At 40.0% G+C, this 21,433-nt stretch carries 20 protein-coding genes; 7 read left to right on the top strand and 13 right to left on the bottom strand.

Annotation, left to right across the window (positions count from 1 at the left end; all coding sequences use genetic code 11):
* Nucleotides 1–82: 82 nt before the first annotated feature.
* The 13 genes from P3L56_RS07365 to P3L56_RS07305 all read right to left on the bottom strand — a co-directional run bounded on the left by P3L56_RS07365 (nucleotide 83) and on the right by P3L56_RS07305 (nucleotide 12,541).
* Entirely contained in the window at nucleotides 83–2,650 is a 2,568-nt protein-coding gene (locus P3L56_RS07365) for a fimbria/pilus outer membrane usher protein (RefSeq protein ID WP_198861276.1), read from the bottom strand.
* A 184-nt stretch (nucleotides 2,651–2,834) separates the two neighbouring features.
* On the bottom strand, nucleotides 2,835–3,665 hold the full coding sequence (locus tag P3L56_RS07360) for a molecular chaperone (protein WP_198861275.1): 831 nt from the start codon (nucleotides 3,663–3,665) through the stop codon (nucleotides 2,835–2,837).
* A gap of 1 nt (nucleotide 3,666) precedes the next feature.
* Complete coding sequence (locus tag P3L56_RS07355) at nucleotides 3,667–4,404, bottom strand: molecular chaperone (RefSeq protein WP_198861274.1); 738 nt, start codon at nucleotides 4,402–4,404, stop codon at nucleotides 3,667–3,669.
* 7 nt (nucleotides 4,405–4,411) lie between these two features.
* Nucleotides 4,412–4,996: a fimbrial protein gene (locus P3L56_RS07350; protein WP_198861273.1), complete on the bottom strand. Its 585-nt coding sequence runs from the start codon at nucleotides 4,994–4,996 to the stop codon at nucleotides 4,412–4,414.
* A 12-nt stretch (nucleotides 4,997–5,008) separates the two neighbouring features.
* Nucleotides 5,009–5,563, bottom strand: a complete 555-nt coding sequence (locus tag P3L56_RS07345) for a fimbrial protein (protein WP_198861272.1) — start codon at nucleotides 5,561–5,563, stop codon at nucleotides 5,009–5,011.
* Between the two features lie 107 nt (nucleotides 5,564–5,670).
* The gene (locus P3L56_RS07340; RefSeq protein ID WP_198861271.1) at nucleotides 5,671–6,225 is read right to left on the bottom strand and encodes a fimbrial protein; all 555 of its coding nucleotides are present in this window, start codon (nucleotides 6,223–6,225) and stop codon (nucleotides 5,671–5,673) included.
* Between the two features lie 222 nt (nucleotides 6,226–6,447).
* Nucleotides 6,448–6,993 carry a fimbrial protein gene (locus P3L56_RS07335; RefSeq protein ID WP_198861270.1) on the bottom strand — a complete coding sequence of 182 codons (546 nt, stop codon included), beginning with the start codon at nucleotides 6,991–6,993 and terminating at the stop codon, nucleotides 6,448–6,450.
* A gap of 77 nt (nucleotides 6,994–7,070) precedes the next feature.
* Entirely contained in the window at nucleotides 7,071–7,634 is a 564-nt protein-coding gene (locus P3L56_RS07330) for a hypothetical protein (RefSeq protein WP_198861269.1), read from the bottom strand.
* 107 nt (nucleotides 7,635–7,741) lie between these two features.
* Nucleotides 7,742–8,464 carry a molecular chaperone gene (locus P3L56_RS07325; protein WP_198861268.1) on the bottom strand — a complete coding sequence of 241 codons (723 nt, stop codon included), beginning with the start codon at nucleotides 8,462–8,464 and terminating at the stop codon, nucleotides 7,742–7,744.
* 66 nt (nucleotides 8,465–8,530) lie between these two features.
* Entirely contained in the window at nucleotides 8,531–9,082 is a 552-nt protein-coding gene (locus P3L56_RS07320) for a hypothetical protein (protein WP_198861267.1), read from the bottom strand.
* Nucleotides 9,083–9,372: 290 nt separating this feature from the next.
* Entirely contained in the window at nucleotides 9,373–9,726 is a 354-nt protein-coding gene (locus tag P3L56_RS07315; protein WP_198861266.1) for a helix-turn-helix domain-containing protein, read from the bottom strand.
* A gap of 1,618 nt (nucleotides 9,727–11,344) precedes the next feature.
* Nucleotides 11,345–12,238, bottom strand: a complete 894-nt coding sequence (locus tag P3L56_RS07310) for a pirin family protein (protein ID WP_210831985.1) — start codon at nucleotides 12,236–12,238, stop codon at nucleotides 11,345–11,347.
* A gap of 27 nt (nucleotides 12,239–12,265) precedes the next feature.
* A complete protein-coding gene (locus tag P3L56_RS07305; RefSeq protein ID WP_272686110.1) occupies nucleotides 12,266–12,541 on the bottom strand; it encodes a GNAT family N-acetyltransferase in 276 nt (91 codons plus the stop codon).
* A 673-nt stretch (nucleotides 12,542–13,214) separates the two neighbouring features.
* Here P3L56_RS07305 and P3L56_RS07300 point away from each other — a divergent pair.
* The 7 genes from P3L56_RS07300 to P3L56_RS07270 all read left to right on the top strand — a co-directional run bounded on the left by P3L56_RS07300 (nucleotide 13,215) and on the right by P3L56_RS07270 (nucleotide 21,353).
* Entirely contained in the window at nucleotides 13,215–14,108 is an 894-nt protein-coding gene (locus P3L56_RS07300; protein ID WP_166685827.1) for a hypothetical protein, read from the top strand.
* Nucleotides 14,109–15,042: 934 nt separating this feature from the next.
* On the top strand, nucleotides 15,043–15,540 hold the full coding sequence (tssB, locus tag P3L56_RS07295; RefSeq protein WP_042848028.1) for a type VI secretion system contractile sheath small subunit: 498 nt from the start codon (nucleotides 15,043–15,045) through the stop codon (nucleotides 15,538–15,540).
* 19 nt (nucleotides 15,541–15,559) lie between these two features.
* A complete protein-coding gene (tssC, locus tag P3L56_RS07290) occupies nucleotides 15,560–17,104 on the top strand; it encodes a type VI secretion system contractile sheath large subunit (protein WP_198861264.1) in 1,545 nt (514 codons plus the stop codon).
* Nucleotides 17,105–17,126: 22 nt separating this feature from the next.
* Nucleotides 17,127–18,464: a type VI secretion system baseplate subunit TssK gene (tssK, locus tag P3L56_RS07285; RefSeq protein ID WP_048606638.1), complete on the top strand. Its 1,338-nt coding sequence runs from the start codon at nucleotides 17,127–17,129 to the stop codon at nucleotides 18,462–18,464.
* Nucleotides 18,461–19,120, top strand: a complete 660-nt coding sequence (tssL, locus tag P3L56_RS07280) for a type VI secretion system protein TssL, short form (protein ID WP_048606636.1) — start codon at nucleotides 18,461–18,463, stop codon at nucleotides 19,118–19,120. Before tssK ends, tssL begins: the two co-directional genes overlap by 4 nt.
* A gap of 2 nt (nucleotides 19,121–19,122) precedes the next feature.
* Nucleotides 19,123–20,859, top strand: coding sequence for an OmpA family protein (locus P3L56_RS07275; protein WP_198861263.1), 1,737 nt, complete (start codon nucleotides 19,123–19,125; stop codon nucleotides 20,857–20,859).
* A gap of 2 nt (nucleotides 20,860–20,861) precedes the next feature.
* Complete coding sequence (locus P3L56_RS07270; protein ID WP_004912469.1) at nucleotides 20,862–21,353, top strand: Hcp family type VI secretion system effector; 492 nt, start codon at nucleotides 20,862–20,864, stop codon at nucleotides 21,351–21,353.
* Nucleotides 21,354–21,433 lie beyond the last annotated feature (80 nt).

Below are 21,433 nucleotides of genomic sequence, written 5' to 3'. Positions count from 1 at the left end.
CTACCTTAATGACTTAACCTTTAATTTAGGTGCTCATACCCAATTATTGGTAAAATTTATTTTTCCCATCGAACCCAACGGGTTATTCACATTTAACGCTAATTTGACGAATATCGGTGAGTGCGTTCTCTGGCTGTGACGAAACCGTAAATGGTGCTGAACATTGCTGGTCTGGAGCACTGCCCCATTTGGCTTCAATGACGCCACTTTCAGGTAGGCCTGATAAATATACCTGCCCGTCATCACCAACTATTCCACTAATTGACTCTAAATCATTTTGCCCTTGATAGGAGGCAACCCCCCCGAATGGCACATAGCCATCGCCTTTTTGCAGTGAAACCAATAATTGATAACCAACGCGGGTGGCAAACTTGACCTTGACGACCGCCCCTTGGGTCGGGTAAATACTCTCGTTGGTCTTAACAATATCCACGCCTTCTGGAAGCGTTGTTGGGTCAATCCCTACACTATTAAATTGGTAAGGTGTGAGTTGCGTCATTACGCCATAACCCCAACGGTTAATATCACTGCGTCCGTCAGTTAATTTCAGCCCTTTAGCTTCAGGGGCTTCAACTAACGCCATGGTTTCACCTAACGTATTAGCAAAAACAGCCCCACGGCTATGCAGTAGTACCCCACCGCTTAGGCTGGTATTAAATGATTGCGAATCTTTGGAGTAGTTATAACCCGTGTTCACATACCCTTTGGTCCCTTGGTAACCCAAGTTTAGGTTGGTATTGCTAATTTGTTGTTGGTTACCCCAACTTTGCATTGCACTATACGAAACGTCACCGTTCAATAAACTGCCACTCACCCCCGCGTTATGGGAGGTTCGCCCTTTGTTATCGTGAGTCATCGAATAGTTGGAATAAACGCTTTGGTAGCCTGGCGCATAACTAAAAATAGAGAACGGTACGCTAACATTTAAGCTTAACTGTTTGTTTTCCGGCCAGTTTCCTTGGTCATCTTTCATCCGGTCTATATTATAGTTAATTGAATAACCTACCCCTTTATAGGAGCTACTGAAGCCTACCGACCCCCCTATTAACGTTCGGTTAGTCCCCCAGAATTCATCTCGGTTAGCACGCAGATAAATACTGCCTAACGTGCCTATCGTTTGGCTTAACATGCCTTGGATACTACTACGTCGTTTTTGCATGCTCCATGGGTTAACATCGTCTTTTAGGCGATAGCCCTGAGTATTATATTCACTGAAACTAAAGTAGTTTTCGGTTGAATAGCGCAGTGCTACAAGGTCTACAGCCGTACCTGTGGCTAACACAGACTTAGAATAGCGTAAGCGATACGACTGCCCTGACTTACTGCCTACATCATCGAATTTCGATTCTGACAAGGTAACGTCAGCAGAGATAGCACCAAATGACCCTAATGAAACCCCAGTTCCCAACGTACCAGATTGGTAGTTTTGCGACCCCACGACCCCACCGAATAAGGTGAAATTCTGCATAAAACCATACGCTAGGGTCCCTAAAATAAACTTATCTTTACGGGAGCCTACCGTTGAGCCACCATTATATTCACCCGCGGCAACTTCGTAATTCCAACGCCCAGGGCGTAACATAACGGCAATAGAAGAATACGGGACAATAAATTTACGTTCGCTACCGTCGGACTCCGTCACCGTGACATCTAAGTCACCGGAAACACCTGCCTGTTGAATATCACGGATATCAAAAGGCCCCGGTGCAACATACGTTTCATACACAACGTTACCGTTCTGCCGAATAGTAACCCGCGCATTACTGTTGGCGACCCCACTAACAGCAGGGGCATAACCACGCATTTGTTGCGGTAGCATTTGCTCATTGGTACGTATAGATGCCCCTTTAAAAGGGATGCCGTCAAAAATATCATTCCCCGTGCTGTACTCACCAATAAAAATCGTCGATAGCAACGGAATAATATCGCGAGTCACATAAGTATTATTAAAATCCGTATTGGTGTATTTCTGGTTACCGGATTCGCTATGGCTATAATTAAAGTTTGTTTTGACTCGCCAAGCACCAAGCGATAATACCGAACGGACTGAGGCATAAAAGTTTTTGCTGCGCGTGTTGCCCGCATTTCCGCTAGTTTTCGTGGTCCCATAGCTCATGTTATAGTTATTACTTAATGCAGGGATACCGTCATCCCACAGATCAGGGGAAATATACCCACGGAAATTCGGGGTCATCGCGATTTGGGGAACGCTGATATCGACCTTTAATTGGGATAAGTCTAACCGAGTGCTTGCATTGGGAATATATTCGCGTATATCGTCAATTTCTGCGTCTTCTGCGACACCTTTAAATTTTTCAATTTGCGGTATGTTTACCCCTATTGATTGTAAATACGCAGGGGTCAGTACGGCCGAAAGGTTACCGTCTGGTAAGCGACGAAATAATACTGACTTTTGTCCAATAACTTGGTTATTAATAATCACAGTGACCAAGTATTCCCCTTCAACTGCTCCCCCTTCTTTAGAAAATACAGAAAGGTCGACATTTTCGGCATCAACACCTAAAAAGCCAGATTCAAAGTAATCATCCCCATAGGCGGGTAAACAAGCCGTTATTAAAGCAAGAAATATAGGGCTAAACCGGAACGTACTTTGTTTGACCCTACTTTGTTTTGGTTGAATCGCGTTCATGATTGCCCCATATCCTTATTCAATTTTTTTAATTTAGAAATTTAGAAATTTAGAATGCAATAGCCCCGTAACGCTTAATGTAAGCATTACTTATTCGGTTATTTAATATTGCATTTGTAATTTAATTAACGATTATTTTTATTTCTTCATTTCTATTTATTCCTTCATTTCCATTAATGAAATTTTAATTTAGCTTCAGCTGTTTTTGGGATGTGCTCATACCTATTTCATTAATTAAGCTCCAAGTCACCTCAATATTATTTGTTAAGGTTGTTGGATACCGTTTTTGACTAAAAGGAGGGATCATCTCATATAATATGTCATCCTTGACCTTATTCCCTCCCATAGAAAGCGAGTTAAAAGTGATGTAATACGGTGTTGGGTTAGACGCAACGATATCTTTGCCTTGCAAGGTGAATTGCAGCTTGTCATTTATTTGTTCGTAAGTTAATTTCTCTATTCCTGCTGGCCGATAATACAGTTTTAATACATTGGTTAATGCAAAAGTAAGTGTGCTTGATTGTTCTGTTTCATCCTTACTGTTGACCGTTTTACTCGGAATGGCTTTTAGGCTTAACCCTAAAACTGATTCTCTGTCGGTTGGTAAGCTTGAGCTATCGACTAAACGTACACGTACAGTCAGCGTTTCCCCCCCTTTAAATAACTGTAACGGTGGGAGAACAATAAAAGGAACCTTACTTGGTTGTGCGTCACTCGCTGTTGTATTTTGTTTCTCCAATTGAACAATTTGGCTTTGTAACAAATAAGGTTCACCCATATTATTTGTCAACGTATAACCTGCACCACCTTTTCCCTCTTGGTTATAAAAAGCCCGAGTATTATTTAAGATAATGCCCTCTGCCGCATTTGGTGCAGCATAGGCACTACCCATCAATAAGGAAATACTGTTGATGCATAAAAAAAAGCCAACTAAATAGTTTTTTTGCAGACCATAACCACATAAAGCGGCTTTATTCCTTACATTAGAAGCACCACGGCTCTTTTTAGCTAGCATATTAATTTCCTATCGTACTAGTAAAGACTTTGGTCACATCACCAAGATCGGTAATCCCTTGCCATGTGACTGTGGTTGCAGTGCCAATTTCGTGCTTAAACGTTTTTTGCTCAAATGGCGCAACCATAGCCCCTACATTGTCCACCTCAACGACTTTGTTACCCACTTTTAACTCAGAAAACGTGACATGGTAAGGAGTAGGGTTATTGACTTTCACGCCACCAGCTACACGTTGAAATGTCAGTTTGCTCGGAGCCTCTGCGGGTAGCTCAGTTAGCCCTTCTGGACGATAAAATAATTTGATAATTAATTGCAGCCCGACGGTCATTTTCCCTGCCACCATGCCTTCAGAGTCCTGCTCATTTTTCCCTGAGCTCGGAATTGCCAAAAAGCTTAAGTAATACACAGACTCACGATCTTTCGGTAATGTTTTACCCGGTTGGCGAAGAATACGCAGCGCATTTTCACTATTCGCCTCTAAACGCGCAATTGGCGGGGTCAAGATAAAAGGTGAATTATTAGCATTCGAAGCGGTCTCATCTAATGTTGTTAATACATCAGATTTAACGAGGTAAGGTGCATCCCCGTTATTACGTACCGTTGTTAACGCACTCTTATCACCTTCGTTAAAAATAACGCGGGTTTGTAATACTTGCACTCCACCGGCAGCATTTGCCAAGCCCGTTGAAAATAAAGTTAATAACAGTATTGCGCGGATTTTTTTTAATAAAATAAACATATTACAGTTACTCATATAGAAATTGGTAAGTGATAGTGGCATTAACCGTGCCGGCTTTTAGCCCTGTCCCTTCTTGACATGTGCCGCATGAAAGTGCCGCTTCTAATTTTAAATCAGTTAATTTATTTGGCTGCCCAGCAACTGGGGTAAGGCTGATCACGCTACCATTAGCTAAAACAGCACCGTTCACTTTATCTTCTTTTAGTCGCACACCAAACCCCACTGAGCCTGTTGTGACATTATTCCTAAATAGCGTTGTCGTTCCCTGTGTAATCGTCGTGCCGACCACTCTCAATTTTGGGGTTATCCCAGGCCCCGCACAACTTTTCCCTGAAAACATAATAGAGAATTTTTGCGGAGTGACCCCACTATCGGCTGCCTTTACAATATCTTTCCATATTGTATCTGCGAAAATAATTGAGGGTTTTGAAATCGAAATATCGCAAGTTCCCCTTTGTAGGGTTAATTTGAAATTTAATGGAAGAGTCTGTGAACCCGCTAAGAGGGGGAAAGGGCTATAGCCTAAGCACAAACTCAATAATGCTGTAGTTAAAAAGCAGGTTGTATTTTTTTTAGTGTATTTTTGCATCATAAGTGCTCCCTGCTAGTTAGTGGAAAATTGAAAAACGATGGTGGCACTCACTTTCCCCATAGAGGCACCAGAAGAGGCGGTTGACCTAACTAAACCCGCGGTATATAAGTCTGTTCCTTTCATTATGTTATAAGTCGCATTAGGCTGGTACGCACCCGCTATATTAAAGAAATTGTCTAGGTTATAACTATGAGTTCGCCGGAGCATCACACCAAAATTTTTGGCACCCGTAGCGCTAGCTTCGGTATCTGAAAATATTTTATTCTCCCCCGATGCTATTGGGGTCGCTGATAGTCTCATTCTGACACCGCTCACTGAGGATGATTCACAATCAGATTTAATGGTAAATTTCACTAAGTCTGCGGTTGACCCAGGTTTGACGCTATCAATACTGACCGATTTAAACGTAAAATTATTCCCTTCAACAATAGAAAAATCACAACTTGGGGGCAATATGAGCCCAGAAAACTCTTGATTTATATTATCAACGGCATAAACAGACGACGACCCGATAGCAATACAAGCCACGGCGAATAATGCTTGTTTTATGTATGTTTGTATGGCCATTTATCACCTCTTATTAGCCCAATGACTGCATCTTATGACTTATCCATCTCGAACAATAAAACGATTAAAGCGGGGCAAAAAGCGAATTACGGTGTGCCCCTGAATAATTACTTAAATTCAGCAGAAAATGTAACTAAAGCCTCAACTGTACCTATTCTTGGGGTGAGATTCCCACTTGCCCTAACCATCCCAACAGTCCATTCTTTGGTAGACCCCGCCGCTGCCCCTCCTGTTGTCAAACCATGAGACACACTGCTATAGTTTAAAACCGCAGAGTCTTCATCATAAAAAGTCGCTGCGGTTACACCTGCTACCTTTGGCCTGATCATAAAACCATATTGATTTGATGTTGACGACGAAGTCCTAAAAATCATATTTTTACCAGTAAGGAAGGCACCTGATATTCTCACGACAGGCGTATTCGTTGTCGCACAGGTAATTTTGGTTGTTAGATCTTGAATTTCGGATGCTTTACCTGCCGCAAGGTTATCAATAGAGACTTTTGCAAATGTAAAACTCGCCCCTTGCGGAATAGAAATATCGCAGGTCCCCTCTGTGACTTCCCCTCCAAAATTAACAATTTGGCTAGCAGCCCCCCAAGCAGCCTGACTACTGATTAATGCACACGTGGCACCGATTAATGCCATATTCAATTTATTCATTCTATCCCTCTACTTCTCTCTTGTTTCCCATCATAAGCGGCATAAACAAACGATGGCCCGATAGCAATACAAGCCACAGCGAATAATGTTTGTTTTACATGTGTTTGCATGAACATGTATCCCCCCTTATTAGCCCAATACAGCATCTTATGACTTATCCATCTCGAACAATAAAACGACTAAAGCGGGGCAAAAAACGAATTTCGCTGTGCCCCTTGGTAATTACTTAAATGTTGCAGTCAACCTAACTACACCTTCAACTGAGCCTATGGTTGTGGTTGTTGCCGTATTTGACCTTACCATCCCCACAGTCCATTCTTTGGTAGACTCTGTCCCTACAGCCGTAGAATGAGACACATTATCAGCGTGTTTAAGGGCATCACTTTCATTATAAAAAGTCGCAGCAGTTACCCCTGTTCCCCTTGGCCTAATCATAAAACCATAACCCTCTGACGTTGACGACGTAGCCCTAAAAATCATATTTTTTCCAGAAATGGTACTCCCCGAAACAGCCAGATTAGGCTTATTCGCTGTCGCGCATTTAACTTTTGTTGTTAGGTTTTTAATTTCAGACGCTTTACCTGCCGGAAGGTTATCAACAGAGACTTTAGCAAATGTAAAAGTCTCTCCTTCTGTAATAGTAATATCGCAGGTCCCCGCGGTGACTTCCCCACTGAAGTTAAGGTTTACAATATTAGCCCCCCAAGCCGCCTGACTACTGATTAATGCACACGTGGCACCGATTAATGCCATATTGAATTTATTCATTCTATCCCTCTACTTTTGTATTCTTTTAAAATGCTTTCTTGCAGCGTATTTAAAACCCTGAACATTGAATGGATGTATTACTTAAATGCCACGGAGAATTTAACTGATGCCTCAACATCACCCGCTTTAGCGGATTCTGCCGTACCATCTGCTCTTACCAGGCCTATCATCCATTTTTTCTCAGTTTCTGTACCGACACCGACAGTACCATAATCAGTGGTACTCGCTGGGCTTACTGCATCTGTTTCACTGTAAAAATTCGCTGCTGTTAGGCCAGTTTTATCTTCCCTAACCATAAAACCAAATCCCTGGGCAGAATTGGCTTTAGCATCAAAGAAAATCATTCCTTTTGTCGGTAGCACAGTTCCTGAGAGTTTAATTTCAGGTTTATTTGCAGTGGCACATTTAACCACGGTGGTTAACGGTTTAATTTCAGTCGCCTTTCCCTCAGCTGTTGCATCAATAGACTTAGATGAAAAAGACATCGGCATAGTTTCTTTAAATGAAATATCACAGGTACCAACCGTGATAGAGCTTTTAAATTGTGCCGTTGCATCACTGGCTGCTGATGCAGACCCCGTGGCTCCTAATATACAAATAACCGCAGCCAGAACTGGCTTTATTAAATTATGTTTACTCATACAACACCTCTATTGTTTTGTTTTAAAGTTTTTATTTATGGGCTCTTAATAAACCACCCTGCCTTAATCGTTATAATCAATACAATTAAATTGATAACTTATTTCGGCTATTTTATGGTTAACTTATAGTTATCTCGGCCGCCTAAGTCATTGTATATCTCTAACTCGGCTTCCCCATGGTTAGGAACTGACGGATAAGCTCTCTCGCCAAAGGGGGGAATTAAACTTTCGGGTTTCGCTTGGTCAAGCGTAATAGCTGTGTTATTTACTTTTAATTTTGAGAGAGACATATAATAAGGGCTATTATTAATTACTTTTATTCCCTTAGGTTGACTTTTAATAACTAAATTCTCTTTCGCAACTTGTGGTAAGACATTGAGTTTAGCTGGACGATAAAATAATTTAATAATTAAAACTGAGGCAACTTTTACTTGTCCCTCAACAACCACTTCATCACTCAGACCTTCACCTTTTTTCCCTGCCGGAATTGAGGTGGCTTTGAAATAGAAAACCGACTCCCTATCTTGCGGTAAATTAGGGTTATTGGCTAAAATAGCAATTGACTGTTTATTGTTTTTTTCAATTCTAAATAAGGATGGTGTCACCACAAATGGGGTTTTACCGCCTTCTTTTAATACTTCGGGTTCGACAACAGCTTGAACTAAATAAGGTGATGAGGCATTTTCTTTATTGACCACCACTATATTGGCTTTTTTATTTTCAGCTGAAAATATAATTCGGTTTCTCTCTAAATAGATACTGGCATTCGCCACCGAAGTAAAACTGCAAACCAATAGCGCCAAAAAATAGGCTATATATTTATTTCTCATCATCTCACCCTTTAAACATTATTAAATGGGATAAGGTTACCCCTATCCCATTACGGTCAATAAAACTTACTGAACAAATGCAACTTTGATTGGGCTTGACAGACCTTCAGCTTTAACTTTAGTTAAATCTGCAGTTGCAACGTTAACGTCATAATCTACTGATAATGGCGTTGCTGCTGGGATAGTGAATGTTTGTGAAGAAAGCGCAGCATTCTTAACGATAGCTGGTGCAGTAAAGCCTGTTTTTTCTTTAATTAAGAAACCAGTATAGGCATTAGCATCCGCGCCAACGAATAACGTTTGGTTTGCATCGTGTGTTGAAGTTTGGCCAGTGATCACTAAAGAACCTGTTTGATCAGCTGCTGAACCTGCACAATCAACTTTAACTGGTAAAATCGCACCATTTGGTACTGGAGTCATAACTGGAACAGCTTTTACATCAGCAACAGAATAAGTACCAACGTCCAAAGTCGCCTTGTTATTATTCACTTCGATATTACAAGTAGAGTCAGAAATAGTTGCCAGTAAAGTAACATCAGCGTTATTAGCAGCTTGTGCACCCATAGAAACACCAGCGATAGCAGCAAGTAAAGCAGTAGCTAAAAATTTAGATTTCATATTAATCTCTCATTTATTGAATTGTATAAAACTTCCATTAAAAACCCGTCTATTTATAGAAACGGATTGGGTATATCACTAGCGACCAATAACAAGGGTTGTTTTGGGCATACCTTACTAGTTGGCCAATAGTGTTATTCTTTTTTATTACAATTTTACTTTTAAATAATAAAACCGTAATTTTTATTACTCTATTTTTCGATAGACACAGAGTCTCTTAAACTCATTTGGAAAAATGAGCCTATTTTTAAAAATATATTTTAAATACAGTAAAAATATTTTACCTAACGTTACCAGACCTTCCCATAGCTATGGCCATCTGAAGGATGAGCATGGTGAATACCGAGGTCACTATCGAAACTAATCAGCTCTGAGTCAGGATAACGCTGATGTAATTCCGCATTTAAATACTTATAAAATTTACCTAACGGGATATCTAGTACAATGAGCAATTCCAACACCTGCCCAAGGGACATTTTATTTATACCACGTTCATAACGTGATATTTGCTGTTGACTAATCTTCAGTAGCTTGGCTAATTCGCTTCCCGTCATCGAGTGTTCTAATCTTATTTTTCGAATAAATTTGGCTACAATATCATTTCCTGAAGCTGCTACATTTATTTTATTAGAGGTGATTATCATATATAGTACCTTTTTAGTAACGCGGATTAATTTATTATATTCCCTTCACACGTTCATCTAATTTAGATTGAGTTTAGTTTTTACTCATTAGGTAGTACTTCCTTTCGATGAAACAATATTAATGTTTAATTTGATTCAGGGATAATTGTTTAAATCATTTAGTTCTTGCCATTTGATAGCTAGCAACTATCAAATAAAGATAACCGATCGTTACATACAATCAATAAAGGCACGATATGTTAAACATTTTAATAATATATTAAATAACAATAAGTTATAATGTTGAAAATAAAAGAGGATTTATAGAGTAATACAATAGGAATAAGATAAACGAACCCAAAAACTCATAAAAGGAGTATATCTAAAGGCAATATGTATTCATAGCTCAAAGTTTAATATATATTATAAGTTTATTTTTAAAACTCTAATTTTTATCCTTTTTAACTAATTCATTAATAATAGGCATGATGTCAAAACAAAAAAATAAAATATAACCAATTGAATTAAAAGCATTTTTAATTAAATATATTTTTATTATTAAAAATAAAAATATATTACAAATTGTATATTTCATTAAGTATCTGAGTGTACAGTCACATATTATCCCATCTAAGATTATTCTTAATTAAATAGATAAAAACATAAAAATCCAGATCTTAAAGAATATTTCACTAAACCTACCTTGCAGGTAAGTATATTTACTAATTTAAATTGGCTGTATTCTATGTGGAGTAAAAAAAATGAAACATATCGTAATATTTCCTGTTCATTTAATGATCAAAAATAATACAGTGGGTAAATTATTGGCGAATATTACATAATTATTACAATAAAACTAAAATTAACATCCGCCCTATAACTGAGAAGAAATTAGTTAAAACCTACGAAAACTACAGCTTATATTTACATTATTTCTAATTACCTATCGTTTATTACCTATTTTAAAGGTAATTAGTGTAGAGAGCGTTGCTTCTTGGTGTTTTTCTGTTTATCGCGAGATCTAGGTTATCAAAAATCATATTCACTAATGAGGAGTGAACACTCTTAGGAAGAAGTTTTATAAGGACAGGTATTGGCTTTCAAGTCGGTGCTGTATTCACCCCGTCACCAATATGAATAACAGAGTGTGCTCAAAAATAGGGCAGATACCTGTCGGAACCCCTCACTTTCACATTGAATCGATGATTGATAGTAGAGGAGTAAAGGTCTTTTTCTATAGGCCTGATTGACTTAACCCGCTCATCCCCGAGTAAAAATATTAAATTGTCTATTCTATATGCGCCCTTATCACTACTCGGTAACCAGCGTTTCTTAGAAAGACTGTAGTATAAAGCATACATAAAATGGTAGGGGAACAGTTCTTACTCATGCCCCTTATCCCATCTCAGATACCTTCTGTCGTGAAAAGACTTCGTATCCCCCCTTCCCCAAAAAAGTATTGCAATGATTTGTTAAAAGAGAAGTCTATACTACGCAGAGGGGGTGTATCACACCTTATTAAAAGAAGGCATTAATATCTTATTAAAAATTGATTTTGTTGGTAATTATAGGGGACTTAAAAAAGCTGGAACAGTAGTGTAATCGCCTATACAACTTTATATACCGAAATAAATACCGTTCAAGGCATTAATGGGGACGGTGTTGGGCTGCGACCATCATTAAATACTTGGCCAAAACGAGGATGACCTTGGTTCCACGCCTCAACAGCCTCGATAATTTCAGCTTTAGTACGCCCAATAAAATTCCACCACATTAATATAGTTTCATTTAAAGGTTCGCCCCCAAGTAATAAGATGTGGCTATTTGAAGCAAACCGCACAACAACTTCAGAATTGTTTTTGCCTAAATACACTAATTGATTCGTACCTACGTGTTGCCCATCAACAATCACAGCTCCTTCAATAACAAAAATACCGTATTCAAATTCAGACTGTAACGTTAAGCTATGTTCAACACTTTTTTGAGCAATAATATCGACCCCAACTAAAGGAGAAAAGCTCAACGTCGGCGCTTTATAAGCCCCGTATTCACCCACTAACAAGTGGAATTGGGTTTGCCCTTCAAGCCAATTCGGTAAAATAGGATAATGATCAAAACGAGGTATTGTATCTTTAACGGCTTCCGGCAATGCTATCCATAACTGCACTGCATGGAGTTTATGGTTTGCTCCATAAGTGTCTTCTGAATGGCTGATCCCATATCCTGCTGTCATTAAATTAACTTGCCGCGGCCGAATAACTTGCTCATAACCTAAGCTATCGCGGTGTAATACTTCCCCTTCTATCATCCAAGTGAAAGTTTGTAAGCCAGTATGAGGATGAGGAGCCACCTTCATTCCTTCGGAATTCCCTTTAAAAACAGTAGGACCTGCATGATCAAGAAAACACCATGCGCCAATTAACCTACGTTCTCTTGTAGGTAAAACTCGAGCGACAGGGATGCCCCCAACATCTTTGGAACGTGCTGTAATCAACTGCAATTCTGTTTTCTTATCATTGGATTCAATAGTCATGACTACCTCATCGGTCATTAAAGAATATTATTGTCGAATATCATTATATTCAGGAGTTCTATCAAATATCGCTTTCGCAAACGGGCACAGCGGGATAACTTTGCGCCTTTCTTTTCTCATACGCTCTACGACTTTAGCAACAAGCAATTTGGCTATCCCCTGTCCTTTTAAGCTTTCATCAACCAATGTGTGATCAATAATCGCTAATTCGTCTCCTGTATATACAAAGGTTATCTCTGCGAGACGAGTTTGCTTATCATCAGATAAAATAAAAAATCTGTTGTGGTCAGATTGGATATTCATCATAAATAGCTCTTCTTAAAAACCTAACGTTAATCCAGAGTAAGCGACATAACCTGAAAAGACAACTGCCCACCTTTGTTGATATGATCCAAATATTTTGAAGTGAACAGAGTCAAAAAATACATAACCGATAGCAAAACTGATGTCGGCTATGACTGTCTGAATATTTTATGACTCCATAATTTAATGTGTAAGGGATGACAGGGTATTTTTGTGTTTAACGACTAAATTCTAATGGAAGCCCACTCGTATTATTATGTATATAAATTAAGGATAGTATGCAACCTGTAGCTGTAGATGTTTTTTAATGGATAATATTCTTATTTTAGCCGATGGTAACTACCGTATTATTTTTCGCTACATCAACAAACTCAGTACATAACGGCGAAAATTCAGTGGTTATTAAATAGTTATTTTTACTTACCATTACTATTCATCAACGCTAATCAATGATAAGTCTATCATTACGTCTATTGACTGAATCCCCCTGTACATAAGTGCTTTCTATCATAACAGCTTCGAGTAAATTACCCGTTATCCGTTTAATTTATCCGCTAGTATTTTAACTTTTCAATATATCAATTAAACTAATACAAACATATAGAACAGAGAAATATAACAATATCTATCTTATTAATTGTACTACTTGACTACTCACTGACAGGAATATGTAATGAAAGTACCATGCTTAAAAATATTATTATCACTTTCAACAATTTATATATGTAGTTCTTATAGCGATGAAAATTTGAATGCTGGTTACGCTAAGCTACTTGCACTTTCATTGACAGATGACATTAGCGCTTCAACACTTCATGCTGAGGGGTTTAACTACGAAAAATATTCTTTACCATATGAATTCAAAGACCTTTATCTAATAGATGATTACTCTTTTTCTATGCAATTGAAAGGTAATTACCTTAAAGTTAAATCGTCACTAGTTAATATTGACTCTTTAGGCAATCTACGCGCCCGTTGGGATATTTTTAGTCTATCTGCATCACCAAAAGTTTCCTACCAAATAAACGAAAAGTTCAGCCTAGAAAATGAGCTAGAATTAGGTTATGCAAATATGAGCAATAATTCCACCTTTCATGGTAGTCAACAAATGAAAGACGTATTGCGCGATGAAGGGTTATTAGATTGGAACGTAAATTCATTTCATATAACACCTAAACTTGGCCTGAGAAACACAAATATCCTAGACAATAATGATGAATTGAATCTATATGGCCATATATCCTATATGTTTACTAATGGTTTTGGAAAGACAAAAGGCCTAAACGTCAATAGCAGTACCGGAACATGGTCGATTGGTGGTGAATATGTTATGACGGAACTCATCAGTATAAATGACATTAACTTCAATCTAATCTTATCCAATGATATCGGCGGGTTCTATGGAAAGGACTATAGAGAATTGTCATTTGGTTTTATAAATAATACCTCTGTCGCATTAGAAACCCCCATTAATATCTATGATAACCAAGTAAAAGTAAAAGCTGGGATAGGCTACCTATCAAGCGATAACGCACATGGTATAGCCTTAACCTTGGGAATAAGGTAGGCGTTATTTCAATACGATGATTTAAATCGATAAACGTTAGGTTTTGGCATTATTGACCATAACGTTAATTTATCAACCGTTTTCCAATAGGCGATAGCAAACGTTGGAACCATGTAATTATGCAAGGAGAGCACTATATATAGCACTCATTATATTGTTATTAAATGATCATTTAATAACCTAACTTTCATTCTATTCGAATTTCTATATAACCAAGAACATGACTAGGCTATTTTTGATGCCTGTTTTTTCTTGGTTCAATGAGATGCTTAGACCGCATAAATATGCATTTATTATTAATTTTAACGCAGATAATAAAACACCAACTAGAGTAAAAGTGAAGCTTACCCTTTAACTATATAAAGTAAAAACTTGTTCCTCCTCACCCTCACTCCAACACGACCTTTTAGATTACAACCCAGTTTTGCACTTGTAACCAAATAGCAGTGGCTATTCACCCTAGTTTTTAATACTCCATGTTTTGCTATGACTGTAATGCTGTTCTATAGAGCGTACTTCCTCAAGGTCCAAAAAGAGCAGTAATTTTTATTGAGTACTCATCTATTTCTTTTCATAAAATAATTTCTAATCAAAAAGAGGATAGCCACACACTAAACGAGTAAATATTCTTATGAATCACTTTGTAATACTTTGAAAAAAAATATTACAAAAAGATTTAAATGACACTTTTTAATTATAAGCATAAAAACAACACACGTTAGATGTTGATATTATTGACCTTTAAATTTACAACCAAGATAACCCCAAAAAAACGTAGATTTCCCGTCACATTTATTGATAAGAAAAGTTGATTTATTGAATCAGTGAAGATATAAAGAAAATAATTACATAAGTTAAATGAATGGAATTCAATTGCAACCATTTAACAATACACAATTCAATATATTCACTAAAACTGAAGGAAATTTCACTCATGTCAGATAGCTTTCAAAATGAAGTCCCCAAAGCACGGGTCAATATTAAATTAGAACTGCACACGGGCGGCGCTCAGAAGAAAGTGGAATTGCCACTTAAGTTATTAGCGATGGGTGATTACAGTAACGGACAAGATAACCGCGCGTTGTCTGAGCGTGAAAAAGTAAATATCAATAAAAATAACTTTGATAGCGTCCTTAGTGAATTTACACCAACAGTTAACTTAACGGTAAAAAATACCCTTGCTGGTGATGGAAGTGACGAAAGCGTAAACCTCTCTTTCAAAAATATGAAAGACTTCGAACCTGAGCAAGTGGCTCGTCAAATCCCCCAACTTCGAGCCATGTTAGCCATGCGTAATCTGCTACGCGACCTGAAATCTAACCTCCTCGATAACGCTACGTTCCGCCGTGAATTGGAAAATATCCTTAAGGACCCAGCACTCAGTGATGAACTACGTGAAGAGCTAGCACAACTTGCACCGAAGAAAGATTAATTTGGATTATTAAAGGATTATGCTGATGTCTGTAAAAAATGAATCAACCCAAGGTGCAATGACTGTACTTGATGAAACCTCGAATCAAGGCGTTTATGCTTCTTTATTTGAAAAAATCAATTTAACCCCTGTTGCTACAATCAGTGATATTAACGCATTCCAAGATAATACTGCGCTAGCTGATGCAACTGCGGATGAACGAGTCACGGTTGCCGTTCAAGTATTTTTAGACCGTTTAAAATCTTCTGGTCAAAAAGTGGAGCGTTTAGACCGCAACCTGCTTGACCATCATATTGCTGAACTCGATAAGCAAATCAGCCAGCAATTAGATGAAGTGATGCACCATCAAGACTTCCAAAAAGTTGAATCTACTTGGCGTGGTTTAAAATTCCTTGTTGATCGCACTGATTTTCGTCAAAACGTAAAAATTGAGCTACTGGATATTGCCAAGGATGACTTGCGCCAAGATTTCGAAGATAGCCCGGAAATTATCCAAAGTGGTCTTTACCACCATACCTATATTGCAGAATATGACACCCCAGGTGGTGAGCCTATTGCAGCGATAATCTCTAACTATGAGTTTGACCGTAGCGCGCAAGATATCGCCTTATTACGCAGCATCTCTAAAGTCTCCGCGTCTGCCCATATGCCATTTATTGGGTCTGTTGGACCAAAATTCTTTGGCAAAGAGACCATGGAAGAAGTGGCTGCTATCAAAGATATTGGTAACTACTTTGACCGTGCTGAATACATTAAATGGAAAGCTTTCCGTGATTCGGATGATGCCCGTTATATTGGTTTAACCATGCCTCGTGTATTAGGTCGTTTACCTTATGGCCCTGATACTGTGCCTGTTCGAAGCTTCAATTACGTTGAAGAAGTCAAAGGGCCAGATCATGAGAAATATTTGTGGACTAATGCCACATTTGCTTTCGCTGCCAACATGGTTAAAAGCTTTATCAACAACGGTTGGTGTGTGCAAATTCGTGGTCCGCAAGCAGGTGGAGCAGTTAAAGATTTACCTATTCATTTATTTGATTTAGGTACAGGTAGTCAGGTGAAAATCCCATCAGAAGTGATGATCCCTGAAACGCGCGAATTTGAATTCGCTAATCTTGGCTTTATCCCACTGTCGTACTACAAAAACCGCGATTATTCGTGCTTTTTCTCGGCTAACTCCACTCAAAAGCCTGCGCTGTATGACACTGCCGATGCGACAGCAAACAGCCGAATCAACGCGCGTTTACCCTATATTTTCCTACTCTCTCGCATTGCCCATTACCTGAAACTGATCCAACGTGAAAACATTGGTACCACCAAAGATAGACGCCTCCTTGAACTTGAACTCAACAACTGGGTTCGTGGTTTAGTCACTGAAATGACCGACCCGGGTGATGATTTACAAGCTTCTCATCCACTTCGCGATGCAAAAGTGGTTGTTGAAGACATTGAAGATAACCCAGGCTTCTTCCGCGTGAAACTGTATGCCGTCCCACACTTCCAAGTCGAAGGCATGGATGTGGATTTATCGTTGGTTTCGCAGATGCCTAAAGCCAAAGCCTAACGATTAGTAAAGGTCATTCAGGATGAAAATCTACCGTCCCTTATGGACAGACGGGGCCTTTTTGGCCCCTCAACAATTTCAACAACAAGCTCGTTGGGACAGCCATGTCGCTGAAGTCGTTGCTCAAATGGGTATTGCCTCAACGTGGGGTGTGATTAGTACTGAATTTGATGACAGTGCTTTAACCCTATCTCGAGTTAGCGCACAAAAGATGATTGTGCGTTTTCACGATGGCACACTTATTGACACGACTCTGTCTGATGCTCTTCCTCCGGTATTATCCCTTAATGACTACGCAGATCGTCAGTCATTAGACATCGTGCTAGCGTTACCTTTAATGCTAGCAAATGGCGGCAACTTGGCCCCTGAAACGGGTACAGATCGCCCTCGTCGGTTTAGCCAAGAATGGGTTAAAGTTCAAGACCTACTCGGGCATGAGCAAACGGATATTGCAGTATTACGTCATGTGGCAACGCTACGTTTTGCCCATGATGAGAATGAAGCCTATATGACTTGCCCAGTTGCACGGCTGATCCGCAATGCACAAGGGGCATGGGAATTTGATAAGCGTTTTATTCCCCCCTTGCTCGCTTGTCAGGGAAGTCTTGAACTACGCACGTTACTCTCTGAATTTATGCACCGCTTAGTCGCTAAACGCCGTCGACTGATGGCTCTGCGCCGCGAAAGCAATGAGAAAATGGCAGACTTCGTGGTTGCTGATGTCTCATTATTTTGGCTATTAAATTCATTGAACAGCGCCGAACCTGTACTCAATGAACTTAGCACGGCATTACATCGTCATCCTGAATTACTCTATCGAGAACTCGCCCGTTTAGCAGGGAGCTTATTAACTTTCTCTTTAGAAAGTAAATTGGAAGATATTCCGCAATACAAACATGAGCAACCGGAGCAGGTTTTCCCTCCTCTTTTTACGCTATTAAACACCCTGCTTGAAGCCAGCTTACCTTCACGTGTTATCAGTATTGAATTAGTAAAAGAAGGTCCTTTCTGGACAGGGCAGCTTCATGATGGCCGCTTACGTGAAGAGGCGGATTTCTATTTATCCGTACGCTCATCTTTACCCGCTCACCTACTCATTGCTCAATTTCCTTTGCTGTGTAAAGCAGGTAGTCGGGATGATGTTGCTGATGTGGTCAATGTGGCACTCAATGGTATCCCATTAAAACCGCTCAGCCATGTGCCAACCGCGGTTCCACTTCGTTTAGAAAATCAATACTTTGCGCTAGATATTGAAACACCTGCGGGTCAAGCCATGCTTTCTTCAGGGCAATGTGCCTTTTACGTCCCGAGTACATTAGGTGATATTCAATTAGAGCTGTTTGCGGTACTTCGCTCATGAAAAATACAATGTCACACCACACTATTGACATGATTTTTGCTCAAACTTGGTTAATGGTTTGTCAACTTCATCAGGGCACTGCCATCTCTCAGGGTGATAATTTTTACCACCGAGTTTGTCAGCTGATTGATGAAACGCGTCAAAAATTACTTGAACATGGTTATCCAGAAACTGCCATTGAACATATGCAATATGCCCAATGCGCATTAATTGATGAAAGCGTGATGAATCGCCAGCATCAACAAGATGATGGATACAACACTTGGATACAATCACCGTTGCAAGCCCGTTACTTCAATACATTGGAAGCGGGAGATAAACTGTGGGATCGCCTACGCAGTATTTTAAATGAAACGGCACCTAACCCAGATGTTTTGCTCTGTTTTCATCGCGTGCTCACCCTCGGGTTTGTTGGAAAATTTCGCCAGCAAAATGCGCCAGAACGCGAGCGTATCGTTGCTCAACTCAATGTTCAACTTCCTGATTATCTGATTTCATCAGACTTACCTCTTGTCGTAAAACCTAAATTACGTTTTAGCCGCCGCCGACTCTACTGGTTTGGTTGGATTGGTGGAGCTCTTGTGCTCGCTGCAATGTGGTGGGGCTTCAGTGCATCGTTAGAACACTTACTACAACAATGGATGACACAAGGATAGGCATGCAAAACCCAACCAAACAGTGTCTGACACTTTTTGCGACAGGCCTTTTTCTGTGGTTACTCTGGGGGTTTTGGTCCCTAGGGCAAACTGTCACTATTTTTGTATCGGTCTTAGTGCTGGCTCTTACCGGTGGGATGTTATTTTGGCAGTATAAGCAGCGCCGCCAAATGCTTTCTACTGAGCATGATTATGCGGGTGCATTGCCTGCCGATAACTACTCGGGTCCTGTTATCCTCGTTTGTGGTCAGTCTGATGCCCTATTTTTGAGTGACCAATTACACCGAGAAACTCGCCAAGGTTGGTATATTCGGGTATCTGCCCCCACTGAATTAGTTAAATTAGTGACTGCATTGATGGAACATGCCCCATCATTATCAGGGCAGACATCATTACTGTATATCGTCCTGCCGGAACAACTTACTCAGCAAGAAACACTCACTCAAGCATTGCTCAATTGGCGTCGAGCCATTGGTGAAAGCAACCAAAAAATAGGGTCAAAACTGCCATTTTGGGTCACAGTGTATCTCACTATGCCTCGCCAAACAGGTACAGACCTACACGTGGATGGCGAACACACTCCATGGATGACTTTACTCAGCCACCAAAATGAGTTTCAGGTAGAACAAGAAGGTTCTATGTCAGCCCCCTACTCTGTCTGGTTGCCCGCCCATATTGGGCACTCAGAGCAAAGCCTGCAATTTTCCCTGTGGTTAGATACCTTACAGAGTTGGCTCAACCAAGTTTTAGTCCCACAGTTCACCGTGTCTCAAGCAGGAGCACCAAAGCAAACTCCTTCAGCATGGGCTATTCAATGGATAGATATCACCAGCCAACCTAACAACTTATGGCAGCAATTTATCCAAGAAAAAACCATGCTGCCGCTATATTCATCAATTCAAACCACTGATTTGCTGCCTTTACCCGATGTGATGTTACGACGCTTACGCCATGATATTAGCTTAAGCCGCACAGAGAAAACCCTTGGGGCTATCGGAATTATTTTTGGGGTCTTCTTGGTAGGCGCATTAATCGGAAGTTACTACCATAACCAACAACTCATTCGTCACATTGGCGAAGATGTTGCTCGTTTTTCGCAACTTTCGGATACCCCTCTTGCACCAAAACAGACCGCTTATCTGCAATTGCAAGATGATGCAACTGAATTGGCACGTTGGGAACGCGAAGGGATACCAACCTCTCACTCTTTAGCGTTATATCAGGGAAATAGAATATTACCCTACTTGCACACGCTATTAGGTAGTTGGGCTCCCCCACCGCCACCGACGCCTATCATTGTTCAAAGTGCCCCTGAAATGGTCACCCTTGATAGCCTATCGTTGTTTGATGTAGGGCAATACACCCTCAAAACGGATGCAACTAAAGTTTTAGTCGATGCCTTGCTCAATATTAAAGCCAAACCCGGTTGGTTAATTGTCGTCTCCGGCTATACCGATAACACCGGAAACCCAGCATTAAACCAAACACTCTCATTAAAACGCGCCGAATCGGTCAGAGATTGGATGATAGAAACCAGTGATATCAGCCCTGCTTGTTTTGCTGTTCGAGGGGACGGGCAAAATAACCCAGTTGCTGATAATCAAATCGCTGAAGGCCGAGCAAAAAATCGACGCGTTGAAATACGACTCATCCCTCAAGCAGATGCTTGCCAGGGCGCAGATAATCAAACCGTGTCACCGATGGACGATGACACACATTCGACACAAAAGGAGAAGTAACCATGGCTATTCCTGTTTATTTATGGCTAAAAGATGACGGCGGCGCGGATATCAAGGGCTCTGTCAATGTACAAGACCGTGAAGGCAGTATTGAAGTGGTCGCACAAGACCATAACCTGTATATCCCAACCGATAACAATACCGGTAAATTAACGGGTACACGTATCCATACGCCATTTATTTTCGTGAAAGAAATTGATGCATCAAGCCCTTATTTATACAAAGCGGTGACCACGGGTCAAACTTTGAAAGAAGCTGAATTCAAATGGTACCGCATTGATGATGCTGGGCAAGAAGTGGAATATTTCAATACCAAGCTTGAAAACGTCAAAGTGGTCAAAGTCGCGCCAAAAATGCACGACATCAAAGACCCTAACAAAGAGAAGCACAACCATCTCGAAGAGATTGAACTGCGCTACGAAAAAATCACTTGGACCTATAAAGACGGCAATATCATTCATTCCGATTCTTGGAATGAGCGTGCAACCGCTTAATTAAAACAAGCAGGCGTTTCGGCGTCTGCTTTTTTTGTACGTATTCGTACACCGATGACACACAACACACAATTTATCTT

The sequence above is a fragment of the Providencia sp. PROV024 genome, from assembly GCF_032709665.1.
In the GTDB taxonomy this organism is placed as follows: Bacteria; Pseudomonadota; Gammaproteobacteria; order Enterobacterales; family Enterobacteriaceae; genus Providencia; species Providencia huashanensis.
This window is presented reverse-complemented; position numbering and strand designations above follow the sequence as displayed.

Excerpts from the sequence above, each read along its gene's own strand:
- P3L56_RS07270 (WP_004912469.1), top strand. The coding sequence starts at position 20,862 with ATGGCTATTCCTGTTTATTTATGGCTAAAAGATGACGGCGGCGCGGAT.
- P3L56_RS07350 (WP_198861273.1), bottom strand. The coding sequence starts at position 4,996 with ATGATGCAAAAATACACTAAAAAAAATACAACCTGCTTTTTAACTACA.
- P3L56_RS07365 (WP_198861276.1), bottom strand. The coding sequence starts at position 2,650 with ATGAACGCGATTCAACCAAAACAAAGTAGGGTCAAACAAAGTACGTTC.
- P3L56_RS07355 (WP_198861274.1), bottom strand. The coding sequence starts at position 4,404 with ATGTTTATTTTATTAAAAAAAATCCGCGCAATACTGTTATTAACTTTA.
- P3L56_RS07305 (WP_272686110.1), bottom strand. The coding sequence starts at position 12,541 with ATGAATATCCAATCTGACCACAACAGATTTTTTATTTTATCTGATGAT.
- P3L56_RS07300 (WP_166685827.1), top strand. The coding sequence starts at position 13,215 with ATGAAAGTACCATGCTTAAAAATATTATTATCACTTTCAACAATTTAT.
- tssK (WP_048606638.1), top strand. The coding sequence starts at position 17,127 with ATGAAAATCTACCGTCCCTTATGGACAGACGGGGCCTTTTTGGCCCCT.
- tssB (WP_042848028.1), top strand. The coding sequence starts at position 15,043 with ATGTCAGATAGCTTTCAAAATGAAGTCCCCAAAGCACGGGTCAATATT.
- tssL (WP_048606636.1), top strand. The coding sequence starts at position 18,461 with ATGAAAAATACAATGTCACACCACACTATTGACATGATTTTTGCTCAA.
- P3L56_RS07360 (WP_198861275.1), bottom strand. The coding sequence starts at position 3,665 with ATGCTAGCTAAAAAGAGCCGTGGTGCTTCTAATGTAAGGAATAAAGCC.
- P3L56_RS07310 (WP_210831985.1), bottom strand. The coding sequence starts at position 12,238 with ATGACTATTGAATCCAATGATAAGAAAACAGAATTGCAGTTGATTACA.
- P3L56_RS07315 (WP_198861266.1), bottom strand. The coding sequence starts at position 9,726 with ATGATAATCACCTCTAATAAAATAAATGTAGCAGCTTCAGGAAATGAT.
- P3L56_RS07325 (WP_198861268.1), bottom strand. The coding sequence starts at position 8,464 with ATGAGAAATAAATATATAGCCTATTTTTTGGCGCTATTGGTTTGCAGT.
- P3L56_RS07335 (WP_198861270.1), bottom strand. The coding sequence starts at position 6,993 with ATGAATAAATTCAATATGGCATTAATCGGTGCCACGTGTGCATTAATC.
- P3L56_RS07330 (WP_198861269.1), bottom strand. The coding sequence starts at position 7,634 with ATGAGTAAACATAATTTAATAAAGCCAGTTCTGGCTGCGGTTATTTGT.
- P3L56_RS07320 (WP_198861267.1), bottom strand. The coding sequence starts at position 9,082 with ATGAAATCTAAATTTTTAGCTACTGCTTTACTTGCTGCTATCGCTGGT.
- P3L56_RS07275 (WP_198861263.1), top strand. The coding sequence starts at position 19,123 with ATGCAAAACCCAACCAAACAGTGTCTGACACTTTTTGCGACAGGCCTT.
- P3L56_RS07340 (WP_198861271.1), bottom strand. The coding sequence starts at position 6,225 with ATGAATAAATTGAATATGGCATTAATCGGTGCCACGTGTGCATTAATC.
- tssC (WP_198861264.1), top strand. The coding sequence starts at position 15,560 with ATGCTGATGTCTGTAAAAAATGAATCAACCCAAGGTGCAATGACTGTA.
- P3L56_RS07345 (WP_198861272.1), bottom strand. The coding sequence starts at position 5,563 with ATGGCCATACAAACATACATAAAACAAGCATTATTCGCCGTGGCTTGT.